The following is a 14,437-nucleotide window of genomic DNA, read 5'->3' as shown; positions in this document are numbered from 1 at the left end:
TTTAGCTGTCATAGTCGATGGCGTGGTGCAGCTGTTTTTCATATTCCAGCGCCTTGCCGGTGCCAAGCGCCACACAATTGAGCGACTCGTCCGCGATGGAGACTGCAAGCCCGGTCTGTTCGCGCAAGGCAAGGTCAAGATCACCTAGCAGCGCGCCGCCACCTGTGAGCATCACGCCCCGGTCGACAATGTCGGCCGCCAGATCGGGTGGGGTGGTTTCAAGCGCGGTCATCACCGCTTCGCAGATCTGCTGCACGGGTTCGGCGAGGGCTTCGGCGATCTGCGCCTGTGTCACTTCGATTTCCTTGGGCACCCCATTCAGAAGGTCACGCCCCCGGATCTGCATCGAGGTGCCGCGCCCGTCGTCGGGCATCCGTGCGGTGCCGATGGAGGTTTTGATCCGTTCCGCCGTGGTATCGCCCACCAACAGATTCTGCTGTCGGCGCAGGTAGCTGACGATGGCTTCGTCCATCCGGTCGCCGCCCACGCGGACCGACCGGGCATAGACGATGTCGCCAAGGCTGAGCACGGCCACTTCCGTGGTGCCGCCGCCGATGTCCACGACCATGTTGCCGGTCGGGTCTGTGATTGGCATGCCCGCGCCAATGGCGGCTGCGATGGGTTCGGCGATCAGGCCCGCACGCCGCGCGCCTGCTTTCAGCACGGAATCGCGGATCGCGCGTTTTTCCACCGGGGTCGCGCCATGGGGCACGCAAACGACGATCTTGGGTTTGGAAAAGGTGGAGCGTTTGTGCACCTTGCGGATGAAGTGTTTGATCATCTCTTCGGCGGTGTCGAAGTCGGCAATTACACCTTCGCGCATCGGGCGGATCGCCTCGATGCTGCCCGGTGTGCGGCCCAGCATCAGCTTGGCATCCTCGCCCACTGCAAGCACTTTCTTCACGCCATCCTTCACATGATAGGCCACGACCGACGGTTCGGACAGGATGATCCCCTTGCCCTTGACGTAGACCAGCGTGTTCGCCGTACCCAAATCAATCGCCATGTCAGAGGAGAAGAGGCCCCTGAGGTTCCCGAAGATGTTCATGCCAGATGGTCCTTGCCAATAAAGCGTTTGGCCCGCGACTCTGCATGAGGCGGGCAAGCGTTCTTATAGGCTGCGCGCAGCACAGGTGAAAGGGGTCTCTGACGTCACGCTCGGCATGTTGTTGCTTGTGCGGTAAGGTCTGTGGACAGGGTGTCAGAAAGGGGTTCGACAATGCAGAAAATTCAAAGCCTTGGGGTGCATCACATCACCCTGACAGGGGCGGACAGGCAGACCAGCATTGATTTCTGGGAAGGGGTGCTGGGGATGCCGTTCATCTTCGATCAGCCCAATCTGGACGACCCTGACGAGGGCCATCTGTATTTTGATCCCGGCGACGGGCGGCTGATCACGATCTTTACCAACGAGACGCGCAAGGGCACGCCGGACCGCACGCCGATGGACCCCGGTTGTGTGCATCACATCGCCTTCGAGGTGGACCGGGCCATGTTTGACCAGATCCCCGCGCGGCTTGAGGTCCGAGGCATTGATCATACCGGGGTGAAAGACCGGGGTTTCATGCATTCGGTCTATTTCAAGGATCCGCTGGGGTTGCTGATTGAACTGGCCTGCTACACGTTCATCCCGCCGCGGGGCAGCAGCCACGCCGAAGTGATGCTGGAGGCGCACAAGCTGCGCGTGGCACGGGGGGCCAAGGCGATCGAGCGGGAGCATCTGGCCGATGCCTGCCTGATGATCGTTGAGCGTTCGCAAGCTTCGCTGAGCACGGATCGGTCAGCGAAGAACCCGTATGATGATACGTAGGGTGCGCATTTACTGCGCACCTCCTTTCTTGCGGTCGAGCGGTGCGCAATGAATGCGCACCCTACGGTCAGCTTACATCTTTGTAGCTGACTTCCCGCTTGTCCGTGCCACCCTTTTCACGGCGCACCAGCAGGCGGTTGAGCGCGTGGATATAGGCCCGGACGGACGCCACGACCGTGTCGGTATCCGCCGATTGCCCTGTCACGATACGCCCGTCTTCCTCCATGCGCACGGACACGGTAGCCTGCGCATCCGTGCCTTCTGTCACGGCATGCACCTGATAGAGTTGCAGGCGCGCGTCATGGGGCACAAGGGATTTCACGCATTTGAACGCGGCATCGACGGGGCCGTCGCCGGATTGTTCGGTTTGCTGGGTCTGGCCGTCGACTTCCAGCGTCATGCGCGCCTCGTTCGGCCCTTCGGTGCCGCATACCACATGCATGGAGGTCAGCTTGATCCGGTCCTCTTGCGGATCAGTGGTGGTGCGCATGAGGGCAATGAGGTCATCCTCGTAGATTTCCTTCTTGCGATCGGCGAGCTCCTTGAAGCGCACGAACACGTCCTTGAGTTGGTTGTCGCCCAGTTCAAATCCGAGTTCTTCCAGCTTGGAACGCAGCGCGGCCCGACCGGAGTGCTTGCCCATCACGATATTGGTTTCGGCGAGGCCGACGTCTTCAGGGCGCATGATCTCGAATGTTTCGGCGTTCTTGAGCATACCGTCTTGATGGATGCCTGATTCATGCGCGAAGGCATTTTTGCCGACGATGGCCTTGTTGAACTGCACGCTGAAGCCTGACACCGCAGCAACGCGCCGCGAGATGTTCATGATCTTGGTGCTGTCGATCCGGGTCTGGTAGGGCATGATGTCATTGCGGACCTTCATGGCCATGACGACTTCTTCCAGTGCGGTGTTTCCGGCGCGTTCGCCCAAGCCGTTGATGGTGCATTCGATCTGGCGCGCGCCCGCTTCGACGGCGGCGAGAGAATTGGCCGTCGCCATACCAAGGTCATTGTGGCAGTGGGTGGCGAACGTGATCTCGTCCGCGCCGGGGACGTTTTCGATCAGCTTGCGGATCAGATCGGCGCTTTCGCGCGGCGCGGTGTAGCCGACGGTATCGGGAATGTTGATGGTGGTCGCGCCTGCGTTGATCGCGATCTCGACGACCCGGTAAAGATAGTCGAGTTCGGTGCGCGTTGCATCCATCGGCGACCATTGCACATTGTCGCACAGATTGCGGGCGTGGGTCACGGTTTCATGGATGCGGTCGGCCATTTCGTCCTGGGTGAGGTTCGGAATGGCACGGTGCAGAGGCGAGGTGCCGATGAACGTATGGATGCGCGGCTTTTCCGCGTGTTTCACCGCCTCCCAACAGCGATCGATGTCGGGCAGCTGTGCACGGGCGAGGCCACAGATCACGGCGTTCTTCGACTGGCGTGCGATCTCCGATACGGCGGCGAAATCGCCTTCGGACGCAATGGGAAAACCGGCTTCGATAATATCCACGCCCATTTCGTCCAGAAGTCCTGCGATCTCAAGCTTTTCGGCATGGGTCATGGTCGCGCCGGGGGATTGTTCGCCGTCGCGCAAGGTGGTGTCGAAGATCAAGACGCGGTCTTGTTCGGTTTGGTTGGTCATGTCGGTATCTTTCTTGTCTGCTGTAAATCCGTGGCGCGCAGGCTCTCCTCTGAGCGGGCGCGCCGGGATGGCACGCTCAGAGGTGGGTTAGCAGCAGCAGGGTGGCACGCAGGGCGCACGCGCGAAGGCGTGGCGGGGTCGGGATATGGGCTGCGTGTGTCATTCCATCATTTATACGCAGCGATTTTGAAATGGGAAGGGGGAGTTTTCTTGATTTGGCGGGCAGAGGCCTAGGTCAGATGCCATGGAAAACGTATTGATATTGGGTGCCTCGGGCGGGATTGGGTCGGCCTTGACTGCCGCTTGCCGCGCGCAGGGCGCAGATGTGACCGGGCTGTCCCGGTCAGTGGATGGCTTTGACATCACGGATGAAAATTCAGTCTCGGATCATCTGGGGCGGCTTGATGGGCCGTTCGACCGGGTGATCGTGGCGACAGGTGCGCTGGAGATTGACGGGGCGGAGCCCGAGAAGACGATCAAGGCGATCTCCCAAAAGGCGATGATGGATCAGTTCGCCCTTAATGCGGTGGGGCCTGCGTTGGTGTTGCGCCATGCGCATGACCTGTTGCCGCGCAAGGGCCGGTCGGTGATGGCGGTGCTGTCGGCGCGGGTCGGGTCGATCGGCGACAACCGGATGGGTGGCTGGATCAGCTACCGGGCCGCGAAGGCAGCGGTCAATCAGGTGGTGCATACGGCGGCGATTGAGCTGGCGCGGACACATAACGAAAACGTGCTGGTGGCGCTGCATCCCGGAACGGTTCAGACCCCATTTACGGCCAAGTATCTGGGCCGGCATCCGGCGGTGCCCGCTGCGGAGGCGGCGGAGAACCTGTTGCGCGTGATGGAAGGGTTGTCGCCTGAACATACAGGCGGGTTCTATGATTGGGCGGGTAAGGAGGTCGTGTGGTGAAACGTCTTGTTCTGGTGCTGGGGGACCAGCTTTCCGAAGGGTTGAGCGCCCTGCGAGAAGCGGACAAGGACAGCGATGTCGTTGTCATGGCTGAGGTGGACGAAGAAGCGGGATACGTGGGGCATCACCCCAAGAAGATCGCGTTGATCTTCGCTGCCATGCGCAAGTTTGCGGGCGCATTGCGGGACGCAGGCTGGGACGTGCGGTACACGCAGCTTGACGATACGGACAACGCAGGATCAATCGTCGGCGAACTCCTGCGTCGGGCGGAAGAAACCGGCGCGTCAGAGGTGCTGGTGACCGAACCGGGAGAATGGCGGCTGATCAACAAGATCAAACATGCGCCGATCAAGACGCATATCTTTCAAGATGACCGTTTCATCGCGTCCCACGCGGAGTTCGAAAAGTGGGCAGACGGGCGCAAGGCCCTGAGGATGGAGTATTTCTACCGCGACATGCGGCGCAAGACGGGGTTGTTGATGGACGGGGATGATCCGGCCGGTGACAAGTGGAACTACGACCACGACAATCGCAAGGCCGCGCCCGATGATGTCACCGTGGATGGTCCCCTGTGGTTTGAGCCAGACGCGAAGGTCGAAGAGGTTCTGGCGCTGGTAGAGGCGCGTTTCGAGGGGCATTTCGGCGACCTGCGGCCATTTGGGTTTGCCACAACGCGCGCGCAGGCTTTGGAAGCGCTGGACTACTTCGTCAAGCATGCCTTGCCCCGGTTCGGGGATTATCAGGATGCGATGCTGGAAGGGCATCAGTTCCTGTATCACGCCGTGGTTTCACCCTACCTTAATATCGGCCTGCTGGGACCGCTGGAGGTGTGTCAGGCGGTTGAAAAGGCGTGGGAAAAAGGTGATGTGCCGATCAATGCGGCGGAAGGGTTCATTCGGCAAATCATCGGCTGGCGGGAATATGTGCGGGGCATCTATTTTCTGGAAGGCCCAGACTATCCTTCGCGAAATGTTCTGAAGCAGAACAGGGATTTGCCGGACTTTTACTGGGGGGCGGAGACACGGATGAACTGCATCTCCCACGCCGTGGGGCAGACCCGCGAACAGGCTTATGCGCATCACATCCAGCGGCTTATGGTGACGGGCAATTTCGCGTTGCTGGCAGGGATTGACCCCGGACAGGTGCATGAATGGTATTTGGCCGTCTATGCGGATGCATTTGAGTGGGTGGAAAGCCCGAATACTGTCGGCATGTCGCAGTTCGCGGACGGCGGTATCATTGCGTCGAAACCTTACGTGTCCTCAGGGGCTTACATCAACCGCATGTCGGATTACTGCAAGGGATGTGCGTACAAGGTAAGTGTCAAGACGGGGGAAGGGGCGTGCCCGTTCAACCTGCTCTACTGGCACTTTCTGGACCGGCATCGGGAACGGTTTTCCAACAACGCGCGGATGGGGAATATGTACCGAACTTGGGACCGGATGGATGACGACCGCCGCGAAACCGTGCTGAAGGATGCGGCGGCTTTTCTGGAGAAGCTGGATGCAGGTGAAACTGTCTGATGCAGAAGGCTTGATTGCGCGGGCTCAGATCAGGGGAGCAGGTGCCGCGATGTGGGTGTAACAGGCATCCGGTCCACGGACAGGAAGGGCGGCACCGTCACTCAGCCTTCCCATTCGCTTTTGCAGTACGTCGCCCGATCCAGCCAATCGGGGTTCACCTCAACCCCCCAACCGGGGGTATCGGTGACGGTGGCGTGACCATCTGTGATCCCGTAGGGTGAGGTGATGAAAATTTGGTCCTGCCAGGGGTAGTAGTCCAGCCCCTCGATGGAGAATTCGAGGTATTTGCCCGCATTCGGGATGGCGCGCAAAAGATGCATGGTGAACAGCGTGACCATCGACAGGTTCGCGCAGTGAGGGGTGACAGGCAGGCCGGCAGCTTCGGCCATCTGTGCCACGCGCAGGGTGCGGGACAGACCGCCCAGATAACAGATGTCAGGCTGGATGATATCGACCACGCGGCCATCGATCATGCCGCGCCAATTGGCCATCATGCAATCCTGTTCGCCTCCCGTTACATCAAGGTCGAGCGCATCGGTCACCTGCTTGGTCTGTGCGAACTCCCAATAGGGGCAGGGTTCCTCGTAATGGCAGATGCCGTTCTGTTGCAGGATCCGGCCCACTTCGATCGCGCGGGGAGGGGAGTAGCAGGAGTTGGCATCCACCAAAAGCGCAACCTTGTCGCCCATGGCAGTGCGCATGGTGGGGATGATTTCTTCGGTACGTCCGGGCCATTCGTCCACGTCGCGGCCGACCTCCGCGCCAATGCGAAATTTGAAAGCGTCAAAACCATTCTCGTCTCGCAACGCCTTGAGCCGCTCGGCTTCGTCGTAGGGCGTGATGTCGCGTTTCATTGAAGACGCATAAGCGCGCACCGGACCTGGCGTGCCGCCAATCAGCGCGCAGACGGGTTTGCCTGCCTTTTTGGCGTGCAGATCCCACAGTGCGGTGTCCAGCCCGCCCATGGCCCGCCGCAGGTAGGAACCGGGGAATTTATGCTCCCGATCGCGAACAAGGTCGAGCAACGCGTTGATATCCGATCCGTCACGGCCCAGCGTGTGCGGGGCGACCTGACGGTGGACCACCTGAGCGGTGATGTCGGCGAAGTAGGGGGCGACCTGCCCCCAGCCCTGCGCGCCGTCTTCGGTCGTGACGCGGGTGAAGCAGATGAATTCATCGGTGAATGTCTCGATGGCGGTGATCTTCATGAGAACTTCTTTCAGACATTCCTTCGAACTGGACATTGACGATATGTAAGATTGGACATTTAGTAAGGTCCATTACGGTGGATTTAGCAGGCCAATTGCGAAAAGGGGGGCGGGGCGTGAAGAAAGCCGGTGGCGCCTTGCTGTCCTCGATCGAGATCGACCGGAGTGCCAACCGCAAGGTCGGTGTGCAGCTTTATATGGCATTGCGCGATATCATCCTGTCCGGCGGGCTTGGTGCCGGGGACAGGCTGCCGGCAAGCCGTACGCTGGCGCATGAGATCGGGGTGTCGCGGACCACGGTGATCGATGCGGTGGACCGACTTGTCGCGGAAGGGCTGCTGGTGTCGCGCGTGGGTGCGGGGACATTCGTCAGTGATATTCTGGAACATCAACGGTCTGCAGCGGATGGGGCGACACGGGCGCGGGATGCCGCCCAGGTGCCGCGCCTTTCCCATACGATAGACCACGCGTTCAAGGCCTATGCGCCGCGTGCGTGGCTGCCGCATACAACCGGGGCATTCGTCACCGCGCTGCCGGCACTGGACGCCTTTCCGGTCAGCCAGTGGGCGCGGATCTCCGCGCGTCATCTGCGCGGCGACCGGGAGGAGATCATGGGATATGGTCGCCCGGAAGGGCACGAGGGCCTGCGACGCGCCATCGCCACCCATCTGAACGCCAGCCGCGGCATCAGGTGCAGTCCGGAGCAGGTTTTCGTGACCTGCGGTGCGCAACAGGCGTTTTCGCTGATCGGGCGGGTGTTGCTGAATGCAGGCGACCGGGTCTGGTACGAGAACCCCGGCGCGGTGGGCGCGCGCAATGCCTTTGTCGCGGCTGGGGCGCAGTTGGTGCCTGTTTCCGTTGATAACGAGGGGCTCGATGTGGCGGACGGGTTGCGCAAGGCACCGCATTTCCGGCTGGGCTTTGTGACGCCATCACATCAGCAGCCGCTGGGGCATGTGATGTCATTGGCCCGCCGGCTGGAGCTGCTGGAGGCTGCAAGTGACGCGCAGGCACTGATCGTGGAAGATGATTACGATGGAGAGTTTCATTTCGGCCCCCGCTCCACCCCGCCGTTGAAAAGCATCGATACGCAGGACCGGGTGATTTACGTTGGCACGTTTTCGAAAACGCTGTTCCCTTCGCTTCGGTTGGGCTTCATGCTGGTGCCGGAAAGCCTGACGGCGGCCTTCGAACGGTTGTTTGCGTCGTGGATCAGCACGCCGCCCACGTCAACGCAGGCGGTTGTGGCGGATTTCATGGACGAGGGGCATTTCGCGGCACATGTGCGCATGATGCGACGCTTGTATATCGAACGGTATGAGGCGTTGATGGAGGCCAGCAGCGCGTTGCCAGAGGGGGTAAGCGTGCAAACCACGGCGAGCGGGTTTCACACGACGGCATTCCTGCGCGAGGATTCCAACGAAGAAAACGTGGTGGAATCAGCCGCGCACAGGGGCGTGACGGTGGCCCCGATTGGGCGGTATTGCCTGGAGCCGATTGCTCAGAAGGGCCTCGTGCTTGGCTTTGGTAGCACCAGTCCGGCAGACAGCCGTGCGGGCATGGAGGCGCTGGGACAAGTGGTTGCGACGTGATGACAATTGGTATGCGCAATTTTCCGTAATGGATATGAGGCGTAGACCAATGGTCAACTAAGCTGATTGGTGGTTAGATAACATCTGCTGCGTGATGGCGTGGCGAAACAGGGAGAATAACATGACCAAGACACATAAAATCACCGGCATTGTGGGGGTATTGCTGCTGACGACAGCGTCTTTCGCGCAAGCCGAGACCCTGCGTCTGCTGACATGGGGTTCCTATGCGCCGAACGAACTGGTGGACAAGTTCGAGGCGCAATATCCTGACATCGACGTGGAAGTCACCTTCTCCAACAATGAGGAAATGATCGCCAAGCTGCGCGCAACGGGCGGTGCGGGTTTCGATCTGGCGCAGCCCAGCCATGACCGGATCTATGCCGCGCAGCTTGAGTACGACATCTACAAGCCCCTTGACCTGTCGAAGATCGACACCTCCGTGATGGAGACAAGCCATCTGGAAGGGGTCAAGGCGAACACGACCATCGATGGCGAGGTTTATGCCGTGCCACACCAGTGGGGCACATCCGGCCTGATGGCGAACAAGTCGATGGCCGCGGATTTCAACGGTTGGGATGACCTGTGCGATCCGCAGTATGCGGGCAAGACTTCCATGCGTCTGAAGCGGACGATCCTTCTGGGCACGGCGTTTTCGATGGGGCATGACCCGTTTGCAGCCTATGCTGATCTGGACAAGTATCAGGAGATCCTCGACGAGGTGGCGGAAAAGCTGATCGACTGCAAATCCAACATCAAGGCCTATTGGCAGGGCGGTGACGATCTGTCTGCGATGATGCTGTCGGGTGAGATCGTAGCGTCGGAGACCTGGGATTCGACCGCGTACAAGCTCTATGGCGAAAACCCAGACATCGTCTTTGTGCCACCGGAAACAGGCGCGCTGGCGTGGATCGATACCTTTGCGCTGCCTGCCAAGGGCAAGGCGGACGATGCGGCTTACAAGTGGATCAACTTTGTGCTGCAGCCTGAAAACGTGACGATCATGTCGGGCAGCACGGGGGCGATTGCAGCCGTGAAGGGCGGGCTTGACCTGTTGCCTGCGGACAAGAAGGCAGCGGTAAATGCCGCGTTCACGGATGAGGACATTGCCAACCTGAAGTTCTTCGCGAACATCCCGTCGGGTGTGGAAGACATGGAAGGCAAGACGCTGGAAAAGATCAAGGCAGCCACCGGCGGCTGATCCAAGTGACGTTCGGGGCGGCGGACCAGTGGTCTGCCGCCCTTTTTTTGTATACCCTCCAAACGGAACATGATGATGACTGACAGCCCCGCCTATGATCTGGAATGCACGGGCGTTTCGAAGACGTTCGGATCGGTGCGCGCGGTCGATGATGTGTCATTCAGCATTCCGGAGGGGTCTTTCTTTTCCATTCTGGGGCCGTCAGGCTGTGGCAAGACCACCTTGATGCGGATGATCGCGGGCTTTGAGAACCCCAGCGCGGGGGATATCTTCATCAAGGGCAAGTCGGTTCTGAACACCCCGCCCAACAAGCGCAACGTGAAGATGGTGTTTCAGCATCTTGCGCTGTTCCCGATGATGAACGTGAATGAGAATATCGCCTACGGGCTGCGTTGTGCAGGTGCCGACAAGGCCACGATTGAGCAGAAGGTCAAAGACGTACTGGACCGGATCGCGCTGCCGGATGTTGGCAGCCGCGAGATACATCAGCTGTCAGGTGGGCAGAAGCAGCGTATCGCGATTGCGCGCTGCATGGTGCTGGACCCGGATGTGCTGTTGTTGGATGAGCCGCTGGGCGCGCTGGACCTGAAGCTGCGCGAGGCGATGAAAATCGAACTGAAGCTGTTGCAGCATCAGTTCAATACGACGTTCATCTACATCACCCATGACCAATCAGAGGCGCTGGTGATGTCGGATCATGTGGCCATCATGAACGAGGGCCGTTTTGAGCAGATCGGGCGACCGGAGGAACTTTACCACGCGCCCAAGACCGCTTTCGTCGCGGGGTTCGTGGGGGATACGAACCGTTGGTCTGGCAAGGTGACCGCATCTGCGGAGGGCGGTGCGCAAGTGGAAACAACGGCCGGTCTGACCATGATCAGCAAGGCGGCGGCATCAGGGATTGGCGCAGGCGAGCCTGTCAGCATTTTTGTGCGGCCCGAATTCATCACCGCACGGCGCAAAGATGCACAGGGTACAACGCAGGAAGCGCAGAACACCCTGGACGGAACGGTGGATTCCGTTTTGTTCAACGGCGCGAACAGCCGGATTCTGGTGCGCGGCCCGTCGCAGGAGTTGATCGAGGCGGATGTGACCGTGACGGGCGGTACGAACGATCTGAAGCCACGCGACGCGGTGCAGCTGAGCTGGCCCGCCGAACAAACCATGTGTTTCAGGGCCTGAACGGATGCAGAGTGACATCAAACGCCTGTCTCTGATCCTGCTTTTCGCGCCTTTCGCGCTGTGGATTTCGCTGCTGATCATCCTGCCGCATATGGGCATGGTCGTGCTGTCCCTGCGCGAGAAAGTGGCGCCGCGTGTCTATGAATTCGGCTTTGGCAACTACATCGATTTCATTCAGGAACCGATCTACTGGAACACCTTGCTGCGCACCGGGTCGATGTCGATCCTTGTTACTGCGCTGGCGCTGATCATCGGGTTTCCGATTGCCTATTACATCGCCAAGATCGCCAGCAAACGCGCGCGGGGCGGATTATTCCTGCTGTGTCTGATCCCCTTGTGGGTCAGCGACCTGATCCGCGCCTTCGGCTGGATCCTGCTCCTGCGCGAAACCGGGGTGATATCAACGTTCCTGCAGTGGAGCGGCATGATCAATGAACCCATTGAGTTTCTGTATAACGATGTGACTGTCGTGGTGGGCCTTGTCTATACGGTGATCCTGTTCATGATTGTGCCGCTGGTGTCCACGCTGGACGGCATGGACGATGCGATGATCGAGGCGGGGTATAACCTTGGCGGCAGCGGGTTCACGGTGCTGCGGCGGATCATCATTCCCTATGCGATGCCCGGGATCGTTTCGGGCTGCATCGTGGTGTTCATGCTGACGGCGGGCAGTTATCTGACGCCGATCCTGCTGGGGGGCAAGAATTCAAGCTGGTTCACCGAGCAGATCTACGATCAGTTCATCACCCGGTTCAATTGGGAATCAGGTGCGGCCTTCGGGTTCTTGTTGTTGGCGTTCACGTCGCTTGTGGTCTGGCTGGGTCTGAAGTTGACCGGACAGACGCTGGCCACAACCGTGGCAAGAAGCTGAGGGGGCGGGATGGCAGTTTCAACACAGAACAAGGGTTTCCTGCTTGGGTACCGGCTTTATATGCTGGCGTTCTTCATCTTCCTGGCGGCGCCGCTGATCGCGGCCGGGACCTTCGCGTTCAACGATTCACTCTTTCCGTCGCTGCCGTGGCGGGGGTTCACGCTGGATTGGTTCTTCAACGATACCGAACCCAAGCTGGGCATGTTTCATGACCGGCGGTTGTTGCGGGGCCTGTATTATTCGGCCCTGATCGGGGTGATGGTGTCGACGCTGTCGGTCTTTGTGGGCACCTGCAACGCCTTCCTGTTCGTGCGTGGCAACTTTCCGGCAAAGAATTTCTTTTACCTGCTGATGATCCTGCCGCTGGTCATTCCCGGCGTGATCCTCGGTATTTCGATCCTCGTGATGGCCAGCAACATCGCAAACGGCGTGGATGACCGGCTTGGGTTGGAGCTTGAATTCCTGCGACCGGGCATTCTGCTGGTGGTGTTGGGTCAGTTTTCCTTTGTGACCACCATCACGTCGCTGGTGATCTCGGCGCGCCTGAAGAAGTTCGATTACGAGATGGAGGAAGCGGCACTGAACCTTGGGGCCACGCGGGTGCAGGTGCTGCGTACGATCACCTTGCCGTTCCTGCGACCCGCGCTGATCGCGGCGTGGATCGTGTCATTCCTCGTGTCGTTCGAGAACTTCAACACCACGCTGTTTCTTGTCGGATCGGAGGCACCGCTGACGATCACCATGTTCGACCGGATGGCCAAGGTCGGATCCACCCCGGTGCTGAATGCGGTGTCGTTCTTCCTGATCGTGGGGTCGGGGTTGCTGGCGCTGATCAGTGTGGTGGTGCAGCGCGACCCGCCCAAGACCTGAGGGGCGGCACGTGGCGCAGTTTGACTTTGTCATCGTGGGGGCCGGTTCGGCGGGCTGCGTGCTGGCCAATCGGTTGACGGCCTGCGGGAAATACAGCGTGCTGTTGCTGGAGGCGGGCGGGTCTGACCTCAATTTCTGGATCTGGATGCCCATCGGCTATGGCAAGACGTTCTACAAGCGCCGCGTGAACTGGATGTATCACACCGCCCCGGACCCGGGGCTGGACGACCGCATCGGATATTGGCCGCGGGGTCGCGTCATGGGTGGGTCGAGTTCGATCAACGCGATGGTCTATATCCGCGGTCAGCAGGAGGATTTCGAGGATTGGAAGGCGATGGGCAACCCGGGCTGGGGTTGGGAAGACGTGCTGCCCTACTTCAAGAAGTCCGAGACCAACGACAGGGGTGGAGATGCTTTTCGCGGCGGCGACGGGCCGGTGCATGTGGCCACGATGGACCGGGATCTGCACCCCTTGTGCCAGACTTTCATCGATGCGGGCAGACAGGTACAGTTGCCGCATAATCCCGATTTCAACGGCGCAGCGCAGGAAGGGATCGGGACGTATCAGAACACCGCCAAGGCCGGCTTTCGCATGTCAGCTGCGCGGGCGCATATCGGGCCTGCGAAAGGACGGCGCAACCTGACCATCGTGAAGAACGCGCTTGTCACGCGCGTTCTGCTCGAAGGGCGCAAGGCGGTGGGCGTAACCTATGCCTGCAGGGGACGGACGCATCGGGCATTTGCCGGCCGCGAGGTGATCCTGTCGGCGGGGGCGGTCAATTCCCCGCAGCTTCTGCAATTGTCGGGGATCGGGCCGGAAGGGGTGCTGAGATCCTGCGGCGTGGAAGTGGTGCGTCATGCACCCGGTGTGGGACGCAATTTGCAGGACCATCTGGGGATCGATTTCTTGTACCGGTCGAAAGTGCCGACGCTGAATGACCAGCTACACGGCTGGGGCGGCAAGTTGTGGCACGGGATGCGGTATGTGCTGACCCGGCGGGGGCCGTTGTCGCTGGGGGTCAATCAGGGCGGGGGGTTCATCCGGTCGCGCGCCGGTCTCAGCCGCCCGAACATGCAGCTTTTCTTCTCTCCGGTCAGCTATACCAAGGCGCCGCCGGGAAAGCGCCCCCTGATGAATCCCGATCCGTTTTCGGGATTCCTGACCGGAGCGCAGCCGACAAGGCCCACCAGCCGGGGTTGGATTGAGATTACGTCGGCCGATCCGCGGGATGCACCGATGATCCAGCCCAATTCGCTGTCCACCGATCTGGATGTGCAGGAGATGGTCGAGGGGATGCGTTTCTTGCGTCAGCTGGCGGCGGCGCCCGCACTGGCCGACATCATCGAAGCGGAAATCGCGCCCGGCGATCAGGTACAGAGCGATGCGGAATTCATTGCCGATGCGCGTGCACGGGCGGGGACGGTATTCCACCCGGTCAGCACCTGCCGCATGGGGCCGGACCCCACAAGCGATGTGGTGGATGCGCGGTTGCGCGTGCATGGGATGGGGCAGTTGCGGGTGGTTGATGCTTCGGTCTTTCCCACGCTCACATCAGGCAACACAAATGCGCCCACGCTGATGGTTGGAGAGAAAGCCGCCGATATGATCCTGCAAGACCACGCCACCGCATGAGGAG

12 protein-coding genes are annotated in these 14,437 nt (G+C 60.2%); 9 read left to right on the top strand and 3 right to left on the bottom strand.

The window, feature by feature from the left end:
- Window position 1: 1 nt before the first annotated feature.
- Entirely contained in the window at window positions 2-1,048 is a 1,047-nt protein-coding gene (locus tag AB4X18_RS05255) for a rod shape-determining protein (protein ID WP_370399112.1), read from the bottom strand.
- A gap of 171 nt (window positions 1,049-1,219) precedes the next feature.
- Here AB4X18_RS05255 and AB4X18_RS05250 point away from each other — a divergent pair, with 171 nt between their 5' ends.
- Complete coding sequence (locus tag AB4X18_RS05250; protein WP_370399111.1) at window positions 1,220-1,810, top strand: VOC family protein; 591 nt, start codon at window positions 1,220-1,222, stop codon at window positions 1,808-1,810.
- A 67-nt stretch (window positions 1,811-1,877) separates the two neighbouring features.
- Here the strand turns inward: AB4X18_RS05250 and AB4X18_RS05245 are convergent, their stop codons facing one another.
- The gene (locus AB4X18_RS05245) at window positions 1,878-3,446 is read right to left on the bottom strand and encodes a 2-isopropylmalate synthase (protein WP_370399110.1); all 1,569 of its coding nucleotides are present in this window, start codon (window positions 3,444-3,446) and stop codon (window positions 1,878-1,880) included.
- 244 nt (window positions 3,447-3,690) lie between these two features.
- On the opposite strand from AB4X18_RS05245, the gene AB4X18_RS05240 reads away from it, so the two are divergent.
- Both AB4X18_RS05240 and AB4X18_RS05235 read left to right on the top strand, forming a co-directional pair.
- Complete coding sequence (locus tag AB4X18_RS05240) at window positions 3,691-4,356, top strand: SDR family NAD(P)-dependent oxidoreductase (protein ID WP_370399109.1); 666 nt, start codon at window positions 3,691-3,693, stop codon at window positions 4,354-4,356.
- A complete protein-coding gene (locus AB4X18_RS05235) occupies window positions 4,353-5,879 on the top strand; it encodes a cryptochrome/photolyase family protein (RefSeq protein ID WP_370399108.1) in 1,527 nt (508 codons plus the stop codon). Before AB4X18_RS05240 ends, AB4X18_RS05235 begins: the two co-directional genes overlap by 4 nt.
- Window positions 5,880-5,980: 101 nt before the next feature.
- Here AB4X18_RS05235 and AB4X18_RS05230 read toward each other — a convergent pair whose 3' ends face one another.
- Window positions 5,981-7,087 (bottom strand): mandelate racemase/muconate lactonizing enzyme family protein, encoded by a 1,107-nt coding sequence (locus AB4X18_RS05230; RefSeq protein ID WP_370399107.1) that lies wholly within the window; start codon window positions 7,085-7,087, stop codon window positions 5,981-5,983.
- 116 nt (window positions 7,088-7,203) lie between these two features.
- Here AB4X18_RS05230 and AB4X18_RS05225 point away from each other — a divergent pair, with 116 nt between their 5' ends.
- The 6 genes from AB4X18_RS05225 (at window position 7,204) to AB4X18_RS05200 (ending at window position 14,433) form a co-directional block, all read left to right on the top strand.
- Window positions 7,204-8,679 carry a PLP-dependent aminotransferase family protein gene (locus AB4X18_RS05225; protein ID WP_432817150.1) on the top strand — a complete coding sequence of 492 codons (1,476 nt, stop codon included), beginning with the start codon at window positions 7,204-7,206 and terminating at the stop codon, window positions 8,677-8,679.
- Window positions 8,680-8,800: 121 nt separating this feature from the next.
- A complete protein-coding gene (locus AB4X18_RS05220; protein WP_370399104.1) occupies window positions 8,801-9,877 on the top strand; it encodes an extracellular solute-binding protein in 1,077 nt (358 codons plus the stop codon).
- Between the two features lie 75 nt (window positions 9,878-9,952).
- On the top strand, window positions 9,953-11,059 hold the full coding sequence (locus AB4X18_RS05215; protein WP_370399103.1) for an ABC transporter ATP-binding protein: 1,107 nt from the start codon (window positions 9,953-9,955) through the stop codon (window positions 11,057-11,059).
- A gap of 4 nt (window positions 11,060-11,063) precedes the next feature.
- On the top strand, window positions 11,064-11,930 hold the full coding sequence (locus tag AB4X18_RS05210; protein ID WP_370399102.1) for an ABC transporter permease: 867 nt from the start codon (window positions 11,064-11,066) through the stop codon (window positions 11,928-11,930).
- Between the two features lie 9 nt (window positions 11,931-11,939).
- Window positions 11,940-12,800 carry an ABC transporter permease gene (locus AB4X18_RS05205; RefSeq protein ID WP_370399101.1) on the top strand — a complete coding sequence of 287 codons (861 nt, stop codon included), beginning with the start codon at window positions 11,940-11,942 and terminating at the stop codon, window positions 12,798-12,800.
- Window positions 12,801-12,810: 10 nt separating this feature from the next.
- Window positions 12,811-14,433: a GMC family oxidoreductase gene (locus tag AB4X18_RS05200; protein ID WP_432817149.1), complete on the top strand. Its 1,623-nt coding sequence runs from the start codon at window positions 12,811-12,813 to the stop codon at window positions 14,431-14,433.
- Window positions 14,434-14,437 lie beyond the last annotated feature (4 nt).

The sequence above is a fragment of the Sulfitobacter rhodophyticola genome (assembly GCF_041281685.2).
Taxonomy (GTDB): domain Bacteria; phylum Pseudomonadota; class Alphaproteobacteria; order Rhodobacterales; family Rhodobacteraceae; genus Sulfitobacter.
This window is presented reverse-complemented; position numbering and strand designations above follow the sequence as displayed.